This is a genomic window from Oceaniferula spumae (assembly GCF_042849255.1).
GTDB lineage: Bacteria > Verrucomicrobiota > Verrucomicrobiia > Verrucomicrobiales > Akkermansiaceae > Oceaniferula > Oceaniferula spumae.
In genome coordinates, this window is sequence record NZ_AP026866.1 from 377364 (window position 1) to 403200 (window position 25837).

Here is a 25837-nt window from a genome sequence, read left to right on the forward strand (position 1 = left end):
ATAATAGGATATGACCAATTTCGCGCTTTCGCCTGGTGTGGTTTTCAACACAATGCCGCGCATGGACGCACTCTCAGACACACTGACTGAATGTATCGATCTTGTGCGCAAGGTAGGTGCTTTTCAATTGCAGCACTTCCGCAAAATGCCTGAGAATGCGGAGGATATGAAGGCTGTGCGAGAGACGGTTTCATTTGTCGATGTGGAGTCGGAAAAGATGCTCTCGGATGGATTGTTGCCACTGGTGGAAAATGCCGGGTTTTATGGTGAGGAAAGTGGTAAGTCCGGTAGCCAGGAACTCGTGTGGATTGTTGACCCGTTAGACGGCACCACCAATTACCTGAGCGGACTCGACCAGTTTTCAATTTCTGTGGCCCTGGTGAACGACGGTCGACCCGTGTTAGGTGTCGTCTACAAGCCGTCAACCGGTGAGGTTTATTCCAGCGTTCAAGGGCAGGGGGCGTGTTACAACGGCGCCCTGACTAGGCCTGTACACCCGGGTATCGAGGCCAAAGACGCTTTGTTTTCGACTGGCTTCCCATATCGGTCAGCTGACGTAGCCGAGCAGTTTTTCAAAGCCGCGGCTGAAGTGCTGACTCTGGGAAGAGGTATTCGTCGCTCTGCCAGCGCCGCGCTCGATGTCGCCAATTTATCTATGGGCTGGCACCAAGGGTTTTGGGAAACAGATCTACAGCCATACGATATTGCCGCCGGGATGCTGATGATGGAGGAAAACGGAGTGCTCGTGACCAACCAAAACGGCGAACCCTACGACATGTTTAACGACAGGTTAATGGTCGCAGGCTTGCCAAAGGTGCATGCTGAACTGTTGAAAGTGATTGCGAAGAACTACGAGCTCTAGGCATGAACTCTGAGTTTGTAATCACAGGCGATTTAATACTCAGCCAATTCTTACATGGGGAACGATACTGCATCATGACGCCTATATTTACAACCACGCATTACATGCATTGTGCGAAGTTGTAAATAGTGGTTGTAGAATGGTGCCTTAAGGGCTGTGGTTGGCAATATTTGAGCATTCACGGCTACTCGTGCGTGAATATGGCCATTTTGTGCCTGACTCAATACAGCTACATAAAACGCTCCATGCTCGTTATCGAGCATGGAGCGTTGATTTAGATTTTTTTATCGAGCAGCGCGCCATAATGACCGCTGCCAACTTACACGCGATTACTTCTTCTCAACGAGCTTAGCGATCAGCTCATTCATGCGTTTGGCCATCTGGTGTGGGTTTTCCAGGAGTCCGGCTGCAAGCAGCGCGTTGTCAGTCAGCTGTTGTGCGACCAGTTTTGCGGTGTCCTCATCGGACTCCACCAGCTGTGACAGTCCGTGAATCACTTCGTGGCGTGGATTGATTTCCAACGTCGCTTTGGTGACTGGCATGTCCTGGCCCATTGCCTGCATCATGGCACGCATCTGTGCGTTTGGTGCTTCCTTGGGTGTTAAGGCGGCTACAGGGCTGTCGATAAGTCGACCGGATGACTCGACCTTATCGATGCGCTCTGAGAGCTCTTTTTCGAGGAATTTGATCAGCTTCTTCGCTGCTTTTTTGTCGAGTTCCTCGCCTTCAGTCGCTACGTCGTCGAGTTCGATTTCTCCACGGTCGGCAGAAACAAGTTTCTTGCCTTTGAACTCAGGCAGAGCATCCATGACGTATTGATCGACGGGCTCAGTGAAGAAACAGACTTCCAGTCCGCGCGCCTTGAATGCCTCAAGGTATGGACCGCTTTCGATGGCGTCACGGGACATTCCGGTGAGGTAGTAAATGTTCTCCTGCTCGTCTTTGGCGCAATCGATGTATTCGGAGAAGGATGTCAGTTTTCCAGCCTCTTCAAGGGAGCTTTCAAAGCGCATCAGGCCTGCGAGTTGCTCCTGATGTTCGTAGCTGGTAGCGATACCTTCCTTGAGGAATCGGCTGAATTTCTTGTAGAATTCCAGATAAGCCTCGGTGTTGTTCTTAGCCTCTTTCTCGAGGAATTTCAGGTAGCGTTTGGTGATCAGGCCGTTGAGTTTCTGCACCAGTGCGCTGTCCTGCATGGACTCACGAGAGATGTTCAACGGCAGATCTTCACTGTCGATGACACCGCGAAGGAATCTCAGCCATTCAGGCAGAAGTTTTTCAGGTTTGGCATCGATCAGCACCTTGCGGCAGTAAAGTGAAACCCCGGCTTCCATCTGGCCCATGCCAAACTGCTCGGTGTTCTCAGTCGGTGTAAACAGCAGAGCGTGAATGGATAATGGAGCATCCGCGCTGAAGTGCATGGTGTAGCGAGGATCATCGAATGCGTGTGCGGTGAACTTGTAGAACGCGTTGTATTGCTCCTCGGTGACGTCTGATTTGCTCTTCAGCCACAGGGCTTCAACGGTGTTGATGTGCTCGCCGTTCAGCTTGATTGGGAAAGACACAAAGTTGGAATATTTCTCAAGAATGCTCTTGATGCGAGCCTCCTTGGCGAACTCCTCCATGCCCTCCTTCAGGTGAACAACAATTTCGCAGCCGCGCTTGGCATCAGCTTTGTCGTCGATGCTGTAACCACTGGCTCCGTCACTGCTCCAAGTGTGGCCTGGGCTGTCTTTTTCCCAAGAATGAGTGTGAACCTCCACCTTGTGAGCGGCCATGAACGCGGAGTAGAAACCGACACCAAACTGCCCGATGACATCGGCGTTGTTGTCACCCTTCTCTTTCATTTTCTCAAGAAACGCTTTGGTTCCTGAGTGAGCGATTGTGCCAAGATTCTCGACGAGTTCGTCGCGATTCATACCGATACCGCTGTCGGAAATAGTCAGCGTATTGTTTTCTTCATCGGTGGTAATCTCGATCGCCAGTTCGCGTTCGGCTTCAAAAATATCCTTCTCAGTGAGTTGCTTGAGACGCATTTTCTCCAGGGCATCGGAAGCATTGGAAACAAGCTCGCGGACGAAGATTTCCTTGTCGGTATAGAGCGAGTGAATGACGATGTCGAGAAGCTGGCGGACCTCCGCCTGGAAGGAGTGAGTGTGTTCTTCTGTGGCTGTAGACATAGTTATTATAGTGGTAGTTGTATTTTGAGACGGGGAAATGCGGTTTCCCGCGGGCGGAAAATAGCCAGACTCCCCCTCCCTGCAAGTGAAAATCGAGGCACAAAAAAACCTCCGCACCAGCATGGGAGCGGAGGTTGGTTGAATCTAGCTGATGGACAAGCCGGTTAACTTGAAGTCATGGAGGCGCTCATGGCCGTCACGATGACGTTGATGACAATGGCACCGATCATCAAACCCGTCCAAATTTTCATAATCTGTTGGTGGTTTTGCTTTTCAGCATTTTTCCAGCCCCAAATAAATGCCCACAGACCGCACAGGATGCCTAGAACGGCTATGCCTGTGGTTTCACTCTTGAACATTTTAATCAGAGTCATGACCCAACAGGCTACACTGCCTACCCAGAGGAGAATTGCGATGCCAGCTAAGAGAAATATCATGGTTCGTTTGTTGGTTGTTTGTTAGTTTTATATATCTGCTGGGATTATTCCCAACGAGATAACGGAAACTCTAACTCCCCAACATGTTCCGCGTCAATGTGTAAATGATCAACGCGATACCGAGAACGGCTGGCCAGCGTGTGATTCTCTCGCTCGTTCTCACCCAGCCGAGAAATTTTTCGCGGGCTGGCGGCGGCGCGATGAGTCCTATTCCGACAGCGATCCAGAAAACGACAAACACCGGTGTAAACCAATGATGTTGAATCGCCTCATGCCAGTTTCCGGCCAATAGAGCCTTTGACCCTGACGTCAGTCCGCAACCAGGGCACTTGAGTCCAGTCAGTGCACGTACTGGGCAGATGTAAAAATTGAGACCGGTCAATGACAGTATCAAATACCCCAAACCCCCACCGAGCATCGCCCAGCCCAATTTACGATCCTCAAGAAGCAACGAAAGCAGTCGAATATGCGAACGGCGAGTGCGGTCGGATTCATGGGAGTCCGTTGCTTTCATCCCGTCCTTGCTCCGTGTCATTCCACTTCGGAACTCTGTGTTAGATTGGCATCGCGCCAGATTTGGTGGCTGGTATTGCCTTGTGCTTTGTTCTCTTCAAACTTTCCAATCTTCACGCCACGGTGTGATAGAATCCCCGCTTCGTGATTGTTATTGGTGACGTTTTTGGTGACATCCGCGGTGGTTGTGGCGCTACGCAATACGATCCCACTGAGTAAATTTTCCTCACAACGATTCGCCGTCAATGTGGCGATCACTCCGTCAGAGATTAGAATTCCAGCCTCGCGGTTATCCGAGCAGACGGTGCTAATGACAGAGACTTTGGCACCGGCTCCCATCGCCAGCACACCACAAAGACCGTTTTCTACCATCCGGCATTTGCTGACGGAGCCACTGCCCCCCTTCCAGAAACCAAGTCCGTGTTGGATGTTGCCATGGCTGTGTGTATCTCGAATCACTGCGTGACTTCCGGCTCCGTAAACAGAGATGCCGTCCCATCCGCAGGCACTGATTTCACACCCGGTGATCGTGGCTTTACCCCCATCTAACACCGCGATGCCGTGGCCTGCGGAATGGTGGACATTGCAGGCCGCGATCGTCACTTCTTGAGCCAGAATTGTAATGCCTGAAAACCGGTCCGTGCTGTGATCAAATCCTTTGTGGTTTAAATTGATACCACTGATGAAGGTGCCCTTGGCCTCGGGATTGATGGTGATCAGGGATGCTTCAGTGGAGGGAAGTTCGATGATGGTTTTTCCGTCGCCAGTTCCCTGAAGTCGCACTGGCTGATCAATGATAAGCGATTCTTTATACGTGCCGGCCGAAATGCGGATCAAGTCTCGGGGGCGAGCTGCTTCCAGAGCCTCGGAAATAGTTGGGTAATCCCCCGGCACCGTGATGGCGCGGGTGTATGCGCTCATCTTACTGTGAAGTTCCGCAATTTCCGTATTGGTCGGGTCAAGCTTGCGAGCCTCCGCCAAGAGCGCCATGGCTCGTGCTGAGAATTCTCCGGTGTCGAGTTTTTGAGCTGCTGCTAACAGTGCGGCGGCCTTCGTTTTTTGCGCCCGAATTTCAGCATTGGCTTCATCGATGCGTTTGGCCAATCCTAACAGATTGGCATTTTTGGGGTCGATCTCCCGAAGGTCTACCAGAGCCTTGCGGGCGTCTGAAATTTTCCCAGCATCCAAGGCATCGGTCACAGCCATCATCTTTAATGAGACCGCCTGCTTATGTTTTCCCTCGGAAATGATTTCCAGTTTCCGTTTGGCAGCGGAGTTTTCCGGATCAATTTCCAACACTGAATTGGCGAGTTGTTCCGCCTCATCCCATCGGCCGGCCTCCAGCGCGGCCTGGCTCTCGCCAAGGGAGTAGTAAAGCTGCTGGCTCCGTTCTTCGAGTTTGCCTCGGCGGATCGACTCAATGCCCTCGGCTGCGATTTTCGAGTTCGGATCGATGCGGAGCATGTCCTTGTAGGCTTCCTCCGCTTGATCCCACTTGCGCTTGCTAACGGCGGTGCGACCTACGCTAGCCAAAAAGGCAGAGCGTTGTTTTTGTTGGGCGTCAATGTTCCATTGACGCTGATACCAGTTATATCCCCACCACCCGCAAGCACTAAGTGCGCCGATAAGCATCAGAACCACGATGAAGTCGGTGTTCGGACGAATTCTCTTGTGCCCGGCGACGACCTTGACGGCCGCCTCGTATTCCAAGAGTTCTTGTTGGTAACGGAACTTCAGCTCCGGACTGGGCGCATTTTCCACCAGTTCTCGCTTGTAAGCTTTGGTCTCATCAAATGCGGAAAGATATGAGCGCGGATCATCGCTGGGATCGAGTCCCAAGATCTTGCGGGCTTCCGTATTTTTCATGTTAGGTGGGAAAGTGTGTGAGGAGGAGCAACCTGAGAAATTAGTCAGTGAACCGCTGCACGATGGGCATGCGTCGACCCATCCCAAATGCTTTCGAGGTGACTCTTAGACCGGGGGCGGCTTGGTATCGCTTCCACTCATTCAAGTCTACCCTACGTTGCACCCAGCGGACAAGGTTTTCATCGAATCCGTGCTCCTTAATAATCTCGTCTCCGGAGAGCTGTTTCTCGACGTATAGCTCAAGAATGGCATCTAGGATCTCATACGGAGGTAAGGTGTCTTGGTCTTTTTGGTCCGGGCGAAGCTCGGCACTAGGTGGTTTTTCGATCGTGTCCCAAGGAATGATTTCACGCTCCCGGTTAATCCATCGAGACAGAGCGTAAACCTGCATTTTTGGTAGGTCACTAATGACAGCGAGGCCACCACACATGTCTCCATACATGGTGCAATATCCAACAGCTAGTTCGCTTTTGTTTCCGGTGGTGAGAAGTAGTCGGCCTGTCTTGTTCGACAAGGACATCAGAAAGACACCACGGATACGAGCCTGCATATTCTCCTCGGTGACATCTTCGGGAAGATCGCCAAAGACCGGAGCCATGGCGGCTTTAACCTCATCGAATGTTTTGCCAATGGGAACCGTGTCACACTGCATGCCGAGGTTCTTCGCCAACTCGATCGAATGGTCAACACTCCCCCCTGATGAAAATTCACTCGGCATGGTGAGCCCGTGCACATTTTCAGCCCCCAGCGCCTCACATGCCAAGGCTGCAGTGAGTGCTGAATCGATTCCCCCACTGAGGCCGATGCAGGCTTTGGTGAAGCCGCATTTGTGGGCATAGTCGCGCAGTCCGAGCACCAGCGCCTTATGACTTTCCTCTTCTGGCGAAGTCTCGGTCGGTAGATTTTCCGCATTACCGCTCAGGCTGACATCCACCACCACACATTCTTCCTCGAATGCGGTGAGTGCAACCAGAGGGTTGCCCTTGCTGTCCAACGCCAGCGAATTTCCATCGAAAATCAATTGGTCGTTACCACCAATGCAGTTGCAGTAGACGAGCGGCACGTCAGCTTCCTGAGCCACGCGGCTGAGCATTTCCAAACGACGGCCTGGTTTCCCTATACTGAACGGTGACGCGCTTAGATTGAGAATCATGTCGATTCCTTTAGCGCTTAACTCCTCAACCGGATCACGGTCGTAAAGTGGCCGGTGCAGGTAATTTTCGGTCCAAATATCCTCGCAGATGGTGACCCCCAACCGATGACCACGCCATTCTATTGGATCGCAGCTCTCGCTGGGTTCAAAATAGCGGTGTTCGTCGAACACATCATAGGTCGGAAGCAAGGTTTTCCAAATTTTATGCAGCACTTTGCCCTTATGGAGGAAAGCCGCCGCATTGCGGAAAGGTTTTCCGATGCTGTCGGAGTCACATTGGTCGACGTAGCCGACTAGCATGGGCACATCCCCTGTTTCATCCGCCAAGTAGTCCAATGCCTGCAGGCACTTTGGCACGAACTGGGATTTAAAGAGCAAATCGCGAGGCGGATAGCCTACCAATGCCATTTCAGGAACGATGACCAGTTCGGCACCTTTTTCCAGACACTCCCGGTAGGCGGCCATGATACGTTTGGCATTGCCGGGAAAATCTCCGACGACGGCATTCAACTGGGCGATTCCGATCTTCATCCTGTTTAAAATAGTGACTTAAAAAATTACCACAATCCGTATTTCGCAAAGTGGAGGGCATACCAGCCCATGATCAGATTAGCGACCCCATGCATCACCACGCAGGCGAGCAGGCTTTTCGTGCGCACGGCGACCCAATACATCAACGAACCGAAGATGATCGCTCCCAGATAATCGACTGGCTGGTGAACCAGCATAAATGCCCCTGTGACTACGAGATAGGAAATCCAAGCGGGTTTCCCAAATGGAACCTTCCAATAGTCGCGATCCGGATCGAGCAGGAAACGCATCAGGAAGCCTCGCCAGAAAATTTCCTCCACCAGCGCCACCACGATCACAGCACGGAAAAAGCGCATGATCAGCGATGCCCAGTAGACTCCCTGATGACCACCAAACTTGTCTGCCAGGTCTTGGGGGTTAAATCCCTCGGCCCGCGGCATGACACCGAGATACTTCAAGATCCCCTCCTGTTTTCCCTCCAGGCCCATCCACGTGTGAATCTGGGTAGGCAGGATCCAAAATCCGATTCCAACGGCGCCCATGAGCGCTCCGAACCACACATGGCGGCTCCATTTTAATTCATAGTTTTTACGGAAATATAGTAGTAACCCTATCACAATGAGCGACTGAATAGGATACATCCATTGCGCGGGGTAATGCCGCCACCACGGAGCGTCAGGATGATTCCATTCCGGCCATCCAGTCAGCTGATACGGCACCAAGAGCAGCATGAAAACTGCCAACGGAGCCACATGGGCGATGGTGCGGTCGTTTTTCAGATCCTTGGTGGCCATGGGGGTTTTCGCAAATTCAGAGTGATTTCACAAAGCGCTCCATACGCAGCATCGCGGTTTTCAATTCCTCAAATGAGGTCGCATAACAGCAGCGTAAGAACCCCTGCCCTGCCGCTCCGAATGCGTCACCTGGAACTGCGGCAACATCTTCAGCTTCGAGTAGACGCATGGCAAAATCCTTACTGGTCAGTCCGGTTTTACTGATGTCTGGGAAGACGTAAAACGCGCCTCCGGGCGAGTGGCAGTCGAGACCGATTTCGTTGAGTCGGGTCACCAAGAAATCGCGTCGCTGGTGATAGCTATCGCGCATTTCCAGCATCGCAGCTTCACCATTTTCCAGTGCCTCCAGAGCAGCTGCCTGACTGGTGATCGGTGCACAGAGCATGGCGTATTGATGAATCTTCATCATCGCCTCAATCAGAGGCTCAGGCGCACAGGCGTAGCCGAGCCGGAAACCGGTCATCGCAAAAGCTTTCGAGAAACCGTGCAGAAGAATGGTGCGCTCCTTCATACCTGGCAATGAGGCAATGGAGACGTGCTCGCCTTCATCGTAGCGGAGTTCGCAGTAGATCTCATCGCTGAGCACAATCAGGTCGTGTTTGATGCAGAGTGCGGCGATTTTTTCCAATTCATCGACGGGTGTTACGGCTCCGGTCGGATTGGTTGGGAAATTGAGCATCAATACTCTGGATTTGGGCGTAATGGCCGCCTCCAGCATTTCTGCTTTCAGTGCGAAACCGTCTTCCTTGGTCGTCGGCACATCGACGGGAACCCCGTAGGCCAGACTGATGCTGGGAAGATAGGAAACATAACACGGTGAGTGGAAGATCACCTCATCGCCCGGATTCAGTAGCGCACGCAAAGCCAGATCGATGGCTTCGGAGACACCTACCGTTACCAATACCTCGGAGGAAGAATTGTAGTCGATGTGAAAGAAATCACGCACATAGCGGCCAATCGCTTTACGCAGGCTGAGCAATCCGAGGTTGGAGGTGTAACTGGTGTGCCCCTTCTCCAGCGAATAGATTGCAGCCTCGCGGATGTGCCACGGTGTGGCAAAGTCGGGTTCACCGACACCGAGAGAGATGACATCATCCCTGCCCTGCACCAGTTCGAAGAAATCGCGGATGCCGGAACGTGGAATTGCGGCGACCTGTTTGGAAATTTTATCCGTATAGTTCATTGAAACAAATGATTACGGAGTAACAGGCAGACGACCTTCAGGCTCTTCGGACTCGAAGATGAATCCCTTTTCCTTATAGGCCTTCAGCCTGAAATGTGTCGCTGTGGAGAGAACACCGTCGAGAGTGCTGAGTTTTTCGGAAACAAATCGGGCGACTTCGCGCAGGTCACTGCCTTCCACCACGACCATCAGATCGTAACCACCACTGGCAAGGTAGCAGGACACGACTTGGTCGAATTTTGCGACTCTCAAGGCCAGACGGTCGAATCCACCACCACGTTCAGGCGTGACTTTGACTTCGATAAAGGCTGAGACACCGGAGTTCTCGACTTTTTCTTCGTCGATCACCGCCTGGTAACCGAGGATGGTGCCGTCTTTTTCCCAGGCAGCAATGCGTTCGCTGACTTCCGCCGTGTCCAGACTCAGCGTCTCGGCGAGTTCTTCATTGGTGTAGCGGGCTTTGCTTCTCAGCAGTTTTAGTAATGGATCGTTCATGAAAATATGGGTGAAATGGGATTAGCGGAGTTTGGGCACTACGATGAATTCGCGCTTCTTCTCAGACTGAGGATAGCCCTGAGCTGCCCACTGGTCGTAGCCAGCCCAACCTTGGGCGATGAGTTGGCGAGTGCGGCCAAAGCGATCGGCGCTACCCAGAACCACAATGACCAAGTCACGTTTGCGAATGATCGAACGTGTATCATCGATCTTGGTCACTACCGGCGAGCGGTGTGCATTTGTTGCCAAACACTGACCGGCAGCGGTGGTCAGACCGGTTTTAATACCGGTGACACCCTGCTGCCCAAGCAATTCATTGGTGTTGCCCACCTTGTAGGAAAGCTGTCTGCCGTCAGCTGTAGATACGGCAATCTGACGGGACTTCTGTTTCACATAGAAGGCAAAACCCTCGTCGCGCATGGCATATACACACAGACGGGCCATGTCTGCCGCAGTGGAATAAGCCTTCTGTCCGGGCATTTCGAGCCCGTGGGGATTGGCGAAGCGAGTGCGCTCCATGCCAAGGGCTTTAGCCAATTGATTCATTTCCGCCAAAAAAGTAACCTGCGGATCGCCCTGCTGCTGGCGATGAACGAGTAGCGCCCGACCAACATGGTCAGCCAGGGTCAAAGCCGCGACGTTGTCTGATCCAAGCAATGCAGAATAGGCGGCATCACGGAGTGAAATCCGGTCGCCGGGTCTGAGTCCCATGGGGTTGGCTCCTCCGACCGCCAAAACGTTATTAGGAACGACGGCCAGTGTTGCGAGACTGGTTTGGGAGGCTTTGGCCCAGTCGAGCATGATTTTGGCTGTGGCCACTTTGGTCAGGCTGGCTACTGGGCGTTTGGTTTCTGAGTCAGCCGCCAATAGGACGCGACCACTGTGGGCCTCCATGACGAGATAGCTCTCGGCAGCGCGCAAGCAGGTGGTGGTGAGTAGGGAAATTCCGAGGAATAGCAGGGACAAATTCTTCATAAATGAAATTGGTGGGAGTGGTTCGGCGCGACTCTACCTAAGAGTTGCCATCTGACAATACCGGAATCTGTCCTTGTCATCCCAGCATTCACGACTAGGTTCCCTGCGGCAGCCACCCTAGCTCTGCCCTTCCCAATGGAAACGCGATTGTATCTCAAACCGCCTGTCACCAGGTTCAGCTTGTCCGTCACTCGGCCGACCAAGCGGTCCTGCAGGCAACGCGCTTTCCTCTCCCTGCCGGACAGTCTCTTTCAAGTGACGGCATCGGATCTGGGATCAGTAACCAGGTGGCCTGTTCAACAATTCTGCGCCTACGTCGTAGCAACGCATGCGGACAAGCCCGCACCAACCATGACTAGCATGGTGGCAAAAGTCCTTGCTCGTCAGCCCGCGTACCCAACACAACCATCAACGACTTATTACAATGTCTCAAGAAAACAATACCAAGCCCCGCAACGAAGGGGGGCAGCGCCGCCAAGGTGGCCAAAACCGCAACAGGAACCGTAATCGCAACCGCAGCGGAGGAAATCAAAACCGCAACCGCCAAGGCGGAGGTGGCCAGGGAGGCAACCGCCCCCAAGGCCAGAAAAAACAAGGTGGCCCGCAAGGCCGTCAGTCCGGAGGTGGCCCACGTCGCCGTCAGCCAAAACCAATGCCGCTGACATTTTGGGAGAAAATCCTCAAATTCGTCGGTCTCTACAAAGAGCCTACCCGTCCACCAAGACGTCAGGCAGCTGACAAACCGGCCGGTAAAGCCGCAGCTGGAAAAGCGGCACCAAAAGCCAAAAGCAATACCCGTGACACTCGTAAAAAAGGTGCAGCAAAGCGCACACCAAACAAAGCGAAAGGTCCGATTCCGGCAAAAGCAGTCGATGGTGAGTTCCCCGTTGAAACCCCTCGCCTGTATCTCGGCAACCTTTCCTACGATGCCACGGAGCACGATCTCGAGGATCTCTTCAAGGGAATCGGAACCGTGCGCAAGGTGGAGATCGTCTACAACCGCCACACTCATCGTTCCAAAGGATACGGATTCCTCGAAATGCTCAACGTCGAGGAAGCCAAGCGCGCTGTCGAGGTTCTGCATGACCAGCCATTCATGGGTCGCGTGCTCGTAGTCAATGGTGCCAACTCAAAACCAAAGAACAGCGACGACAAACCTCGCCGCCCAAAAGCTGACAAACCAGCCGCTGAAAAAGCTCCTGAAACTCCCGAATCAAATCCGGAGCCAGCCGAGTAAATTCACCGAGGTAGAATATTCCCAAAAACCCGCTTGCGAGTCACCCTCCAAGCGGGTTTTTTCTATCATCACCTTTCCCCAAAAACCAATCACTCATCCCGTTTACATCTGCGGACCAACCGCTTCTGGAAAATCAGCTTTCGCGATTGAGCTCGCCCATCGGATCGACGGCGAGATCGTCAATGCGGATGCCTATCAGTTATATCGAGGCTTGGAAATTCTATCGGCGGCTCCGGACGCGGCCGAACTCGGCCAGGCACCCCACCATCTTTACGGAGTGTTAGATCCATCAGAGGTGTGCGATGCCATGCGCTTCAGAGAAATGGCCCTGCCTGTGATCGAGGAAATACAGAGTCGCGGTAAAGTGCCCATCGTCACCGGCGGATCAGGCATGTATCTGAAATTTCTAACCCATGGTCCGTCTCCTGTGCCGTCAGGCGATGACGAGCTGCGCGCAAATCTTGAAAAAGAATCGGATGAAGCGCTCGTTACAAAACTGACTGACCTCGACCCCGAAGGCGCTGCGATGACCAATTTAAAGAATCGCCGATACGTCATCCGAGCATTGGAAATCTGCCTATTATCAGGCCAAAAGATGTCTGTGGTCAAAAGCGATTGGAAAAAGGCCGGCGAAGCGATCGAGAAAGATCTCCGGGGTGCCTATTTACTCTGGGATCGTGATGTTTTGAGAGAGCGCATTAACCGACGAACCGATATCATGTTAGAAAACGGAGCCATCGATGAAGTCGCCAATCTATTGAATCCATCGGTCACCTGTGAGAAAGCCATCGGAGTCCCCCAGATCAGATCCCACCTCGCTGGAGAACTGACACTGGAGGAATGTGCGGAGCGCATCGCTGCTGCGACCCGCCAGTATGCCAAACGCCAACGCACCTGGTTCGGCAAGGAGTCATGGCTCACCCCCTGCCCAGTGGAGGAAGGTGGTCAGATCTCAGCTGTCGTGGCTGAGTTTCAAGAATCGAGTCAATAGAGCATTACTCTGGGAACAGCCTCTTTTCGTTGACCTGATTTCTCAGCGCAGTATGTTGACTGACACTGACTTTAGCTTGGTCAGACAGAATCATGAAAAAACATCTTCTCATCATCCCACCCATCATGGCCCTCGCCAGTTTCGCGAATGCGGCATCGATCAGTATCAGTTTCACAGGCATCACCAATGACGCTAATATCATCAATAACGACGAGTCCTCCACCATCGGGCTGCCGGGTGCTGAGACTCTTGCAGGAAACCTATGGAATAATGTCCAGGTGAAACCAGGAGGGGCAGCAAGTGATGCTACGACTTGGGTAAGTAACACACAAGGCGGAGCGAACATAGATGTCTTCGATTCGTCAGGTGCTGATGCGGGTGTTGATATTACCTCTTCGGGAGCTTTCTACTCAAACCAGAGCAATGTCAGCGGAGATGGTAAAACTTTGACAGGTGATGGAGCGCTGATGCACCAAGGACTTAATTTTAATTCCGCAGAATCGATCACCCTCACAGGACTCGCAGCATGGGCGCCCAATGGTTACAGGGTAATTGGTTTTATGGATTTGGGAAATAATGACCGCACGTTTGGAGTCAGCATGTCCGATGGTGGTTTGTCCCAAACATTTTGGACGAATTCCGACGCTGGCACTGATTCAGATCCAGATGATGATGGTGTGATCACTTGGCTGGAATCCACGGCCACAAGCTCCGGTGATGCTGTGTTAAATGCCAACTATGCAGTATGGGGAACCTTCACCGGTGATACTCTAACAATCACAGGCACCGACCCGGGCCCTCGTTCGTTTCTAAATGGCATGCAGATTATCCAAGTACCAGAGCCATCAAGTGCTGCGTTGGTTGCCCTAGGTTCATTGGCACTGATGTTCCGTCGTCGGAAATAGCGCTGGTCAAAATCTAATACTCCGCCAAGGGCCTGCTTTATGGCGCACTTGGCTTTGCATCAAAACCTTGGTGATGTGGTTGGAGCATAGGCTGTATTTAACAGTCTGAGTTGTTGTTAGGCACAGATGTGAACGGTTAGCTTGACATACTTCTGTCTAAAACTGTAGTCTACACAACGATACAACACACAGATATGAAATACACATCACTTATACTCGTAGCGGGCACATTATCATGTGCGTCTCTCAATGCAGCCTCCATCACTTGGACATTCACAAATATCGCCAGCACAGGCCCCTCTGGAAACACGATGGGCACTGGTGCACTCGATAATTCCGACACCTTTGTCTACGCAGAGAATACCGGTGGCTCAGCACTCATATTTGACGGCATTTCCTTTGATGAGGGCACAATTAACTTTGCGGCAAATAATCCTGCTTTCACCGGTTTCCATAGCACACCAGGCAATTCACCTATTTCATCTACTGGTACGTATGGAAGCGGTGCGGACGGCCCCGAACTTGCCATACTAGGCACTGGCGGCGTCGGTGGTGCTCTAACTGTGAATGACACGTATCGCGTTCAGCTCATCATAATGGATGGTCGCGGTAGCCAATCGCAAAGAACCTTTGAGGTTGATGGAATTGCCACCGATCATGCTCAGGGCACACAAGGCGTCACTTGGGGCCCGGTCTTACTTGCAACGGGCACCTTTACGGCCGATTCGGCTTCTCAGGCAATCTTACTAGATGTGAAGGAGAGCACCGGAGGCTCGGCCGGCGCGCAATTGAATGGTCTAGTTCTTCACAACACGACCGTCCCGGAGCCCTCATCGATAGCCATGCTCGGACTCGGAAGTATCGCTCTTCTGCGTCGCCGTCGTTAATCTCTTCTTGAGATCATATTTACTGTCGCCCATGGTGTCTCATCACCATGGGCGGCCTTTTTTTGTGAGCCCTCGACGGGAACAAAATGTGCGAGCCATGGAAGGTGAGCTTTAGTCCGAGACGCGCTTGTTGTATCAAGTGATTGTAAAAATCAGTTTAGCTTATAGTGGTTAGTTCCATCGCCTTTTGCTACTAATCGGACATGGAAGGAGCCATACTCGTTTTTGTGTTATTTGCAGGTTTTGCTCTGCTGGTGCTGGTCATTATTTACAACGGCCATGTGAACCGACGAAATGCCGTCGACTACGCTTATTCCAGCATCGATGTGCAGCTGAAAAAGCGCTGGGATCTCGTTCCTAATCTCGTCAATACGGTCAAAAGCTACGCCAACCACGAACGAGCTTTGTTTGAAGAGATCACCACAGCGCGGCAGCAAGCTCGCAGTGTGCATGATGCATCGGCAGAACGTTTTGATCATGAACGCGAGCTCGACGATAAGCTCCCGCGACTAATCGCAGTGGCAGAAAGTTATCCGGAGATCAAAGCGGACAAACAGTTTCTTAACTTGCAGAGAAACCTGACAGAAATCGAAGCCCAGATCGCCGCTGCCCGTCGGGCATACAACGCATCTGTGATGGATTACAACAACGGCGTCGATATGTTCCCATCCAGCATCGTTGCTGGCATGTTTGGATTCAGCCGCAGGCAGCATTTCGAAGTATCCGATGGCGAACGAGTCCCCCAACAAGTCCATGTCTAACATTCCGCCACCGATCAAACCGATGAGGAAGCTGCCCGCGGATTCGCGTGTGTTAGCTGACGAATTGAAACCCATTCTCGATGGTCTCGAAAGAGGTAGGCAACAGGCTCTCGCAAAAATTCGCCAAGGCTGGAAACGGATCGGACTAACCGCGCTCATTACCGTCGGCGTGACGGTGGCTATACTCGCCATCATCACGACCGTGACAGGCCCTAACGACGGGCCTCAGGTCTTTGCCCTATGCCCAGTTGTGATTGGGGTTGTCATCTGCATCATCACCTACACCAGTTATATCAGCGGACACAGTCAGGCCTACGAAGCCGTATACAAAGAAAAAGTGATCGGTGGCATGACGCGACTACTCCAGCCGGGTATGAGTTTCTCGCCTGCACGTGGTATTTCGGAAGAAAGCTTTCGCGCCACCGGACTTTATAGCAGCAGTATCGATCGCTACAGCTGCGAAGATCTGTTCGCAGGGAAAATCGATAAAACTGGCCTCATGTTCTCTGAACTACACGCCGAGGAACGAAGGACTCGAACCGACTCAAAAGGTCGGAGTGAAACCTACTGGGTGACCATTTTTCAAGGGCTGGTTTTCATCGCTGATTTCAACAAAAATTTTCGAAGCTGGCTGACAATCAAACCCGACTTTGCGGAAAGCTCATTCGGGTGGTTAGGGCGAAAAATCCAGAGCTTTAATTCTGATTTAGTCCGGCTGGAAAACCCCGATTTTGAACGTGCCTTCGTCGTGCATGGCGGCGATCAGGTCGAAGCTCGTTATATCCTGACCCCTGACCTGCAAGAGAGGTTACTCAAACTCAGGGCTGCCTACGGCGACGATATCCGCATGTCCTTACATGCGTCACGTTTCCATCTATCCATTCCAAAATCCGAGGACTGGTTCGAGCCGAGCATGAACCTGCCAGCCCACGATCTCTCGCAGATGCAGACTTTTGTGAATCAAATGTCGTGGATCTTCGGCATCGTTGAACTGCTCGATTTGAATACGCGGATCTGGAGTAAAGTGTAGAGGTGTTCGTTGTCGCTTACCCCTCAATCAAGAACTCCCCTGTCACGGTGCATGCCGGGAGGATTCGTTGGAAACGGGCTTGTTGATTTTGATGGTTGTAGTGCTCTGATAGATTGCGGACCAATACGATGCTCGCAGCAAAGTTGGACATGATACCGAGGTCGGTTTCATCTGACACAAGTGGCGCATCAAGCACAAGCAGGTCCACACAGTGGTGTGCATTGGTTAGAGTTTCCAAACATAGGCTGGGTATCCGTTTCCAAGCTTCGTCAGTGACAAAATAAAGTTTGTCCTCCTCTGTGATAAACGGCGAAAGCAATTCCTCAGCTGGTTTTGGGCGTTGGTTGTAATTAGGCGTTGCTGCTGACGGTGCCATTTCTGGAGTCAGATTTTCGCAACTAACTAATAAGGTTCTCAATCCACGACGACTGGCGGCCAGGGCGAGGGCTGCTGCTGATAGAGTCTTAGCTGGGTTGACATCATTGCTGGTAACGATCAATCCCCTCGCCTGATTGGGCTCACTGATGAGTCGGGTCAGGTATGCGTTGAGTTCGATACCGGATCGCGCATTTGGATCACTGGCAACTCGAACCCAGTCTCTTGGGTTTGATGTGTTCTCACGTGGGAAAGTGACCAGCGTGGGGTAATTCAATGGCTCAGATGTTTTGTTAGCCTGAGGAAGGGAGAAGTTCAGTGCCGTAGGAGCAGGTTGGCAGGATAAAGGACTGGAACTCGCATGGTTTGAATCAAGACCCGTCACTGAATTGTTATCTTTTGGTTCCTTAGCCAATTCTAACACTCTCTTGCCGAAGCCCAAAGTTAGAGGGATTCCAAGAAAACAACTGCCGAATGCCACTGTGGCCATCACCGCTGAAAGTGGTTTGCGAGGAAAAATGGGAGTCCGGCCGGGCATGGCTTTTTCAGTAATACGCACGCGCTCTACGCCACTAAACTGAAGTGCAATATTGGCTTCATGCATTTGCTGCACCAGATTGTTGTAGAGTTCCCTGCCTGCTTTTAATTGCTCCTCCTTGAGTTCCTGGCTTACAGAATTGTTACTGGCAACATGGGCTTCGTTTTTGGCTTCGGTCACCTTCTTTTCCAAACTCGCGACCTTGGTTGTCGTTGTTTTTAGCTGGCGCTGCAGCGACCCTATCGTCTGGGTTACTAGTTTTTGCAGGTTCTCGAGTGCTGCGCCTTCCTGCCGAACGGCCACAAGCATGCGTGGGTGTTTGCGCCCGAAGTCTGTGGAAAGAGATTCCACCTCGGAGCGCGTTTCCGCCAGCTTGGCGTAAGCATTCGCCAGAACGCTATTTTCGGCTAATGCTGGGACCTTCAGCAGGTCTTCAGGATCATTTCCTGCCGCCTCGATGTTGTCCAAGGTCTCTAGCAGTTTCTCACGTTGCAGCTTGGTATCAACCAGTTGGCTATTGAGATTGTTCACCTTGTTGACAGCAAACTCGGAATCGGCCTGACCGGCAACGATGCCAGTGTTCTCGCGATAATCGAGAAGTTCACGCTCCAGTGTTTTGACTCTTACCAAGAGATCCTCGGCCTTGATTTTCAAGAATGCGGCCACTTTCTGAGTCGTCTCTTTTCCCTGAGCTTGAGTGTATTTTGCAAAATGCTCCACGTAGCTGTTAGCTAACTCGGCAGCAATTTGTTTATCATCGCTCTTGGCTGTGACAGAAACCATGTGTGAATCCTTGATGACATCGATGCTGATCTGTTGCGAAAGACGAGACAGAAAAATGTCTGCATCATCCATCGCCACTTCGTCTTCACTTTTCTTACCAATGATTCTTTCGCGGAGTTCAGGATCGATCGAGCTATACAAACTCAATTTGAATTTATCCGAACCGATTTCATTACGCATGTTGTTGACCAACTGAGGCAATGTGTATTCAGATTGTTCCTCCCGTTCGACTGTCTGCAGGTTGAGTTGTTTGTTAGAAACCTGGTTCAGCAATATGACAGCCGTCGATTCATACACAGGTGTGCGAGACTGGACATAACTGTATAACCCGACACCGACTAGAATCCCTACAATAGCAGCGACGAGTCCGTATTTTCTGAGGTAGCTGAAAATTTCTTCTACGCTAAAAATAGCACGCTGCACACCGCGTCCTCCACCGTGACCATAATGCTGGCCACCGTGGGCGGAGTTGGAAATGGGAGTCGAAATGGCATAGTGCCGGTCAGAAGGGACCAAGGCACCTCCTTCGGTTTCGACGAGCACGATGTGCTCCGGTGATGATGAATTATTCATGGCTAAGGACGGTTACGGGTTTTTCTTTTTGATTGAGCAATCGGTCGATTCCCCGTGCCAGAGAGAACAGTGTGCCACCCATGCTACGTGGACAGGCAGCTTCGTAAATGTTGAATACGCGGTGATACTTTGCCCAACGGTCTTTGAAGCCTGATTCGCCTGGCAAGAATTCTACAGCTTCCAGCTTGGCTTCATGCGCATGAGCCATGGCCCAATAATTTAAGATGACACCAACACTAGCATTTTTATAAGCGGGGTCCCATGGCATCTGATAGGTCCATTTTGAGTTATTGAAAATGAAATCATAAACAGCCCCGACAATCTTGCCGTCGATTTCAATCAGTCCAAAAAACATTCTGCCGTCTTTGAGGTAGCGAGGTGCCAGCTTCCAATGGAAATCAATGAATCCGGGTGTATGGAACGCTTGAATCTCATCACTACCCCAACGGGCTTCTGAGAGTCTCACTAGCTCTTCATAGGCTTTTTCGAATTCGATATCCTGACCGACGATGAGTCGTTTGTGCTTATGTTTTCCTCGTGGTGACGTGTACGCTTTGCGAATCTTGTCGCGGGTTTTTTTAGAGCGTTCATTACAGGCATCGTCCCATGAGCCATTGATCGGCAAGTAGGGCGATTTTTCTGAACTGACCGTTTTAATCCCAATCCCAGCTTTCGCGAGGTTGCGCAACATTGTGTTAGTGGAACGTGAGTCGTGAGGTACCAGATAAAAATAGAGCACATCCCATTGGCCCCGAAACTTTTCAAGAATCAGTTTGGCCGTGGCTTCTCCCAGGGCTACTTCGTATCCAGGCAGTGCAGGCAACTCAAGGCACTCACCAAGCAGATCCCCCACTCCACCCATGATGGCAAGGTGACGGAATTTACTGCGGGCTCCCGGGAACGCACCTTTTTGCGAGATCATCAACGGCGCAGCGCCGATCAGTGTGCCGTTGGAATCACGTGCGATGTAGAGTTTATTGTCGAAGCCTCTGTCACCGTAGGTTTCCCACCATACATCGAGGTAGTCCCAGTTAAGAAACGGGCTTGGAGATTGTGTTTTGAGGATGAAGGCATCCCACTCAGATTGGAGTGCGGCAAATTCTTCACGATTGGATACAGGGGTCAGCTGAACCGACTTGGCGTCAGCTTGTTGAGCAGGTCGTTTGATGAAACGACCGCGGTTTTTGATTGTTTGAAGGAATTCCGGTGAGATTTGATCTTCCGGTAGAGTTTGTTTGAGTGTTGTAATTTTCATGTTTTTGGAGGGGAAAATATTGATACATGTTAGGGTTGGTAAATCGTCAGCCTTGGGGAGACTGATTGGGGTGATTTGCTATACGTGATATCAAATCAACCGTCGGGTGGCGGATGGGTGATCGGTAGAGGTTCCGAGGCTAGAGCTCGGCTGATGGATTCACGTGCCCGGGAGATCTTGCTTGGTGAGGTTTCCCAATCAGCAAATCCCTTCGCGATAGTTGCTGAAATTGCTTCGGCCGATTTCGGGTCGTGGCGTTTGAGCATTTGCAGGTGGTCGTAATCTTCGATTCCGTCGCGAATCCACTTTAGCCGGATGGATGCGCACGGCTGCATTTTCGCCGCTAGTTTCTCGCCGACCACGCTCGCTGCAGGAGGTGGGTAAATGAGAAGTCCGTCGCCGTTGAATGTTTCATCGTCGATGACGAAACTGCCGGCATCATTCCACGGATCCACAGTAGCGGGCCATTTGAAGACATTCCAGTAATGGATTCCCGATATGTTTTTCGCCGCACATATCCATGGAAGAATACGATAGTGTATTGCGGGGTAATCAATGAGCCAGACCGGTGGATAGGAATCATGCAACATGTCTGGCATTCCTTTCTCAGCTTTCCACTGATCTCGAAATTGAGCTAAAGCTGGATAACACCACACCTCGTCACCGGCCTTGATTTGTTTGGAGATAGCACGATTGCCTTTTTTGCTTTCAAGGTCTTCCCATGCGACCATGACTTGTGGTGCCCAAATATCCACAGAACCAGTCAAGGTTCCCCAACCCGCATCTTGTGGTTGCGGCTGTTCGGTGACAAAGAATTTAATGGAGGTCTTAGACTTCGCTGCGGCCTCGTGTACGAGCGATGCCCAATCGCGTATTCTCTGGTATGCTCGGGCGGAATCAGGCTCGTCTAGCCGGCCTACTGAGAAAAACAGAGTGGTGTCTGGTGCAGTCTGATGTGCTAGCCTTGCTAACTCTGCGAGATATCGAACCGACTTTGAACGGTCCTTACCGAGCGGGTCTGCGTAAGGGTAATCACGCCACATCGGGAGGTGCAGACAGTTGAATCCTTTGTTAGATCCGAAATATTGTTTAACAATTTGTTGTGGAGTGGGCAAAGTGTCACTAGCCGAGCGTTTCCAAACCAACTGCCCGTCCGCATCCAAGGGCGGACTGCTACCAAACACCAAACCGGGTTGAACCCGCGCGTCGATCATCAGCTGGTAATAGCGATCCATCACTTTCGCCAGTGCTACGCCGTCTGTATTCCGATCCAGACCATGAATCCGGGCAATCTCGTGTTCTTCGAGGCCGAAGTAAGTTTTCAGAGATGGTTTGTCAGGCAGTGCTTCCGAGCGCACGACGATCTTGATTGTCGCTGAACCAAGCTTCACCCCACTCAACGGATCGGTCACATGTAATTCAGTTTCATAAGTGCCAGGTTGCTGGTTTTTGGGAACGTGGAAATCAATCCATAGTCGAAGGTTCAGATCACCATCGAGTCCCTTGAAAGAACTCCGCATGGGACTCCCTCCATTAGAAAATGGCACTAAGACATCAGGATATAGGCCAGCTGGCAGCGGAGCATGAGGTGAGCTGCTTTTTACTAGAACATCATATTCTTGGTAAATAGATGGGGCCGGAAGCTGGCTGCCAGATGATGATTTAGGTGTATCTAACCTGTAACTAAAACTGCTGAGTTTGTTAGCCAGACCACTGATAATGACTTGTGCTGATTCCACATCATTGCGGCATGCTTCAATGGTGATTTCCCGAGAAGAATGAGCGGAAGGTTTGCCCACTAACATGACTCTCGTCATGGATGGAGCTGTCGTGATTCGAATCCCCTGCTCTGCAGCCGCAGTCACGCACATAGCCATGCACATCATCAGGGCGATGATGTTGGCTATTGCTCGATGCGTTTTGGAGGGGAGGTGCATGGGGGGAGCTGTTTTGGGGAAACGTTATGCGGCGGGTGCTTCAGCTGTTGCTTTGGGGACTCTAGCTTGGCGGGCCGCTTTTCGTTTTGGAGGCGGTATCTCCATGGATCGAGGGATGCCAGGGTCTGGCTGCACCCCTAACAAATGTCGGTAGAGTGACCCGTGGGCTTTCACATAGGTATCGAGTGCAAATTTATCTCTCACTCGCTGGCGTGCATTTTTACCAAGTTGTTCAAATGCCTCAGGTGACAATTTCAGAAGTAATATCATTTCTGCGGCAAGTGCCTTGGAGTCTCGTGGCTGGACGATTCTTCCCGTGTCTCCGATGATTAATGCGGAGTCGCCCACATCGGTGGCGACGCAAGGAACTTCACAAGACATGGCCTCACCTAATACCAGAGGGAATGCTTCCCCTTCACAAGAACTCAAAGCACCCAGAGTAAGGGCTGGGTAGATGTTGACCATATCTCTGCGTGGACCAATCAGGTGAACCTTCTCTGGTGACGGGCAAGCATCTGCCAGAACTCTCAACGCCTCGGTGTCACAGGTAACGTCCGGGCCACATGCTAACAGATGAGCATCTGGGATGACTTGCTGCACCATCGCAAATGCACGCAGGAGGTTGGCAAAGTCTTTCTGAGGGTGATACCGACCGGCCATGCCGATCAGTGGCGCATCCATGGGGATGCCCAACTCGGTCCGAAGAGCAGCTTTGGCTTCATGATTAGGCCGATAGATTTCGGTATCCGTCCCATTGAAAATGAGTTCTGATTTACTAGGATCAAAACCACTTTGGTGATGTAGGTCCAAGCCTGCTTTCGAACAGTAGATGATACTATCAGGCAGTACTGGCGAAATCGCAGCAAGCATCCGGTGGATGATTCTGGTGGGCAGCTTGGATGATTCCTTGCCGAGTTTGGTGTGATGAATGCTCCATAAAGTTGGTATCTTACGAAGTGAAAGAAGAGCTGAGATTTCTCCGATCAGAGCCGAGTGGAACATCCAAGTCTGAAGTAAATCAGGCTGCGTCTCACGTAGAATGGAAGCCAGTTTAAACAAACCTCTGACTCCGCTGATTGGTCCATCGACATCCAAGGCTAACACTCGGATTCCCGCTTTCTCAAACTCGGGAGCAAGCTTTCCAATAGGCTCTAACGGAAGCACAGAAATGACAGTTTGATCGAAGCCATCCTCTTTCAAACCTATAGATAAACGTTTCAAGAGAACCTGGGCTCCTCCGTATCCCACATCATTGACTAAATGGATGACTTTTTTGGATCGGTTGACGGATCTGGATGGCTTTTCCGCAGGATTAGTTGCGCCAACTAATCCGCAGTAAGCGGAGGTATATTTACGCTCGGTTGACTGAATTGAAAATTGATCCAGGCAATGGTTCCGAGCATTGGCGGACCATGTCGTTGGGTCTGACTTCACGGCAGAAAGCAATTCCGAAACCGCAGCGGCAAATAACTCTGGCTGACCTGCAGGCACACACTTTCCATGTGCGCCAACGACCCGACTAGCAGAGCCCACGTGAGTAGAAACACAAGGAACACCACAAGCCAGTGATTCCATCAACACCATGGGGAGAGCTTCAGATTCTGAAGTCAAAGTGTTCACCGTCATTGCCGGTAAATAATTTTCCGGGTCTGAGACAAGACCGCAAATGTGCATTCGTGAGGGATCTGGCAACGCATCGTAAGCCTTCCGTGCGGCTGGATACAGTGTGTCCACCGAGAAACCTAACGACAGGAAATGCACGTCATCGTGTTGCTCCATTAGGATCGCTGCAGCGGCAAAAAAGTCTTCGATCTTTTTCACCGGATGGCTACGGCCGATGTATCCGACAACTGGAGCCGATTCAGGAATACGTAATCTGCTTCTGACCGATTGTCCGGCAACTGGGTTTGGACAGTAGCGTTCTACATCAATACCATTGTCGATGGTCAGACATTTTTCGCTAGGATATCCAAATTTGACATGAGCTTCCGTCGCTAAGTCTGAACATGAAATGATGCGATGCGGAACAAAGCGAGATGCGACGCCCACCAGAGTTTTCAAAGTGAAGAATCTCAGCGTGCTATAGTCCCCTCTGGAAGGAAGATCCAGTGAGTGGATGGACCATGTCACTTTGATGTTATGAATGAATCGGGAAATGAAACCAGCAACGACACCTGAGTCGTAACTCCAACAATGAACAACATCAGGGCGAAAATCATCCAGTAGTGTTCGAAACTTACGAATGAACTGAACTGAGAAAAACGAGTCGCAATCGAGATCGTGGAAACAGGCGAACTGTTCAATTTGAGGACGCAACGAACCATCAGAATCTGCCATCTGAATCACAGCCACTGCGTTATCAGAGCTGTCTTCGCAGTATTGCTGCTCAATAAGATTCAGCATCAAGGTTTCCATGCCACCTGGTAACACATCGGCGAGAATGTGAAGCACCTTCGGGCGTTGGCTTGGTTTGTGATATGGATCTAGCGGAGGCATTATGCTATGAGGTAGCTGGAATCAGGTTGCTTATTTTTTGAACGATGGGTTCTTTGACATGCTTCATGAAACCCGAGCAAATGGTGTCGGCTTGGTAGCCATTGCGCGGGGTTCCCATGCGTTTAAGTTCCATCAAATCTTGGTGTTTTTGATTGAACCCCATGACTGTCGTCAAAGCCACAGAGTAGCCTAGCTCACGGAGGATCTGCTGTGTGTCCGCGTTGAAGTCGCCAGGTTGACCATTGGGGTATGCAAATGCTGGGTTTGTTATTCCAGCTTTCTGCTCCAACAGTTCGGTGCAATGGCGCATGTCTTGCCGAGCAAATGCTGGTGAGCAATTTCCAAGGATCGCATGAATGTGAGTGTGGGCTCCGATGCTGGCGTATTTGGACTGATCCATCATCCTGACCTGATCCCATGTCATTGGCTTGTAAATATCAGCCGGGCTCGGGTCATCAGCCAGGGCTGCTCCGGCACGCTCTTCAATGTGAGCAAGACTCTCTAAGTGGCGTTCTTGGGGGATGAGCTTGAGTGCCCGGTCAAGTAGAACCAGAGCGGCTTTCTTTTTGTCGATCGTAGCCAGGTTCAGTGTTTCTGGGAGCCCCTCAAATTCCAAGTGAAGCACACGCTCACTACAGTGATCGATGGCATACTCAATCCGATCAGGCCATTGAAAGGATTCCCCTTCAATGAAGCCAGTTGAGGCAAATACGGTTGCATGAAGGCCAAACTCCTCAAGCACGGGCAGTGCCAGATGGTAGTTTGAGGCGTATCCATCATCGAAGGTTAAGACCACGGTGTTAGGTGGTATTTCTACACCAGCTTCCATCATCACGGTGAGGTTCTGGAGTGAAATCACGTTGTAGTGTTTTTCAAACATCTTGGCGGTATGTCTGAAGCCCTCAATGTCTAGGTGCAGTCTTGAGTGATTTTCCAATCCTTTGGACTGGCCTTGCGTGAATCCATGATACATCAGGATGCATGCTCCCGTTTGCTTGCGCCGGGCTATTTTTGTTAGGCCAGTGGCGCTGCATACAGTCATGCCTGCGTGAAAAAATTTGCGGAGTGTGGGGTTCATTT

Annotated in this window: 21 protein-coding genes; 7 read left to right on the forward strand and 14 right to left on the reverse strand. The window is 51.4% G+C overall.

The genetic code is table 11. The annotated features are described in order from the left end of the window. The first annotated feature begins 10 nt into the window (after positions 1 to 10). On the forward strand, positions 11 to 862 hold the full coding sequence (locus ACSPJT_RS01605) for an inositol monophosphatase family protein (RefSeq protein WP_435894621.1): 852 nt from the start codon (positions 11 to 13) through the stop codon (positions 860 to 862). A gap of 329 nt (positions 863 to 1191) precedes the next feature. Here the strand turns inward: ACSPJT_RS01605 and htpG are convergent, their stop codons facing one another. The 9 genes from htpG to ACSPJT_RS01650 form a co-directional block, all read right to left on the reverse strand. Next, on the reverse strand, positions 1192 to 3042 hold the full coding sequence (gene htpG, locus ACSPJT_RS01610; protein WP_435894622.1) for a molecular chaperone HtpG: 1851 nt from the start codon (positions 3040 to 3042) through the stop codon (positions 1192 to 1194). Positions 3043 to 3206: 164 nt separating this feature from the next. Beyond that, entirely contained in the window at positions 3207 to 3479 is a 273-nt protein-coding gene (locus ACSPJT_RS01615) for a hypothetical protein (RefSeq protein WP_435894623.1), read from the reverse strand. A gap of 70 nt (positions 3480 to 3549) precedes the next feature. After that, the gene (locus ACSPJT_RS01620) at positions 3550 to 3993 is read right to left on the reverse strand and encodes a DUF2752 domain-containing protein (protein ID WP_435894624.1); all 444 of its coding nucleotides are present in this window, start codon (positions 3991 to 3993) and stop codon (positions 3550 to 3552) included. A 17-nt stretch (positions 3994 to 4010) separates the two neighbouring features. Beyond that, on the reverse strand, positions 4011 to 5858 hold the full coding sequence (locus ACSPJT_RS01625; RefSeq protein ID WP_435894625.1) for a right-handed parallel beta-helix repeat-containing protein: 1848 nt from the start codon (positions 5856 to 5858) through the stop codon (positions 4011 to 4013). Positions 5859 to 5898: 40 nt separating this feature from the next. Continuing rightward, positions 5899 to 7542, reverse strand: coding sequence for an NAD+ synthase (locus tag ACSPJT_RS01630; protein ID WP_435894626.1), 1644 nt, complete (start codon positions 7540 to 7542; stop codon positions 5899 to 5901). Positions 7543 to 7568: 26 nt separating this feature from the next. Beyond that, a complete protein-coding gene (locus ACSPJT_RS01635; RefSeq protein ID WP_435894627.1) occupies positions 7569 to 8336 on the reverse strand; it encodes a CAAX prenyl protease-related protein in 768 nt (255 codons plus the stop codon). 16 nt (positions 8337 to 8352) lie between these two features. Beyond that, positions 8353 to 9519: an aminotransferase class I/II-fold pyridoxal phosphate-dependent enzyme gene (locus ACSPJT_RS01640; protein WP_435894628.1), complete on the reverse strand. Its 1167-nt coding sequence runs from the start codon at positions 9517 to 9519 to the stop codon at positions 8353 to 8355. A gap of 12 nt (positions 9520 to 9531) precedes the next feature. Then, positions 9532 to 10014 carry an Lrp/AsnC family transcriptional regulator gene (locus ACSPJT_RS01645; RefSeq protein ID WP_435894629.1) on the reverse strand — a complete coding sequence of 161 codons (483 nt, stop codon included), beginning with the start codon at positions 10012 to 10014 and terminating at the stop codon, positions 9532 to 9534. A 21-nt stretch (positions 10015 to 10035) separates the two neighbouring features. Then, complete coding sequence (locus tag ACSPJT_RS01650) at positions 10036 to 10989, reverse strand: D-alanyl-D-alanine carboxypeptidase family protein (RefSeq protein ID WP_435894630.1); 954 nt, start codon at positions 10987 to 10989, stop codon at positions 10036 to 10038. A 424-nt stretch (positions 10990 to 11413) separates the two neighbouring features. On the opposite strand from ACSPJT_RS01650, the gene ACSPJT_RS01655 reads away from it, so the two are divergent. From ACSPJT_RS01655 to ACSPJT_RS01680, 6 genes are all read left to right on the forward strand, one after another. Next, positions 11414 to 12226: an RNA recognition motif domain-containing protein gene (locus tag ACSPJT_RS01655; RefSeq protein ID WP_435894631.1), complete on the forward strand. Its 813-nt coding sequence runs from the start codon at positions 11414 to 11416 to the stop codon at positions 12224 to 12226. Next, a complete protein-coding gene (gene miaA / locus ACSPJT_RS01660) occupies positions 12108 to 13217 on the forward strand; it encodes a tRNA (adenosine(37)-N6)-dimethylallyltransferase MiaA (protein ID WP_435894632.1) in 1110 nt (369 codons plus the stop codon). The genes ACSPJT_RS01655 and miaA overlap by 119 nt, the downstream gene beginning before the upstream one ends. A 92-nt stretch (positions 13218 to 13309) precedes the next feature. Beyond that, entirely contained in the window at positions 13310 to 14122 is an 813-nt protein-coding gene (locus ACSPJT_RS01665; protein WP_435894633.1) for a PEP-CTERM sorting domain-containing protein, read from the forward strand. A 194-nt stretch (positions 14123 to 14316) separates the two neighbouring features. After that, on the forward strand, positions 14317 to 15009 hold the full coding sequence (locus ACSPJT_RS01670; RefSeq protein ID WP_435894634.1) for a PEP-CTERM sorting domain-containing protein: 693 nt from the start codon (positions 14317 to 14319) through the stop codon (positions 15007 to 15009). A 203-nt stretch (positions 15010 to 15212) separates the two neighbouring features. After that, positions 15213 to 15770 (forward strand): LemA family protein, encoded by a 558-nt coding sequence (locus tag ACSPJT_RS01675; protein WP_435894635.1) that lies wholly within the window; start codon positions 15213 to 15215, stop codon positions 15768 to 15770. Then, the gene (locus tag ACSPJT_RS01680) at positions 15763 to 16800 is read left to right on the forward strand and encodes a DUF3137 domain-containing protein (protein WP_435894636.1); all 1038 of its coding nucleotides are present in this window, start codon (positions 15763 to 15765) and stop codon (positions 16798 to 16800) included. Before ACSPJT_RS01675 ends, ACSPJT_RS01680 begins: the two co-directional genes overlap by 8 nt. 16 nt (positions 16801 to 16816) lie before the next feature. Here the strand turns inward: ACSPJT_RS01680 and ACSPJT_RS01685 are convergent, their stop codons facing one another. From ACSPJT_RS01685 to ACSPJT_RS01705, 5 genes are all read right to left on the reverse strand, one after another. After that, positions 16817 to 19069 carry a GumC family protein gene (locus tag ACSPJT_RS01685; RefSeq protein WP_435894637.1) on the reverse strand — a complete coding sequence of 751 codons (2253 nt, stop codon included), beginning with the start codon at positions 19067 to 19069 and terminating at the stop codon, positions 16817 to 16819. Beyond that, entirely contained in the window at positions 19062 to 20324 is a 1263-nt protein-coding gene (locus ACSPJT_RS01690) for a GNAT family N-acetyltransferase (RefSeq protein WP_435894638.1), read from the reverse strand. Before ACSPJT_RS01690 ends, ACSPJT_RS01685 begins: the two co-directional genes overlap by 8 nt. 95 nt (positions 20325 to 20419) lie before the next feature. Next, on the reverse strand, positions 20420 to 22261 hold the full coding sequence (locus ACSPJT_RS01695; RefSeq protein ID WP_435894639.1) for a DUF4091 domain-containing protein: 1842 nt from the start codon (positions 22259 to 22261) through the stop codon (positions 20420 to 20422). Between the two features lie 24 nt (positions 22262 to 22285). Beyond that, positions 22286 to 24757, reverse strand: a complete 2472-nt coding sequence (locus ACSPJT_RS01700; protein ID WP_435894640.1) for a glycosyltransferase — start codon at positions 24755 to 24757, stop codon at positions 22286 to 22288. A 4-nt stretch (positions 24758 to 24761) separates the two neighbouring features. Beyond that, a complete protein-coding gene (locus ACSPJT_RS01705; RefSeq protein ID WP_435894641.1) occupies positions 24762 to 25835 on the reverse strand; it encodes a polysaccharide deacetylase family protein in 1074 nt (357 codons plus the stop codon). Positions 25836 to 25837 lie beyond the last annotated feature (2 nt).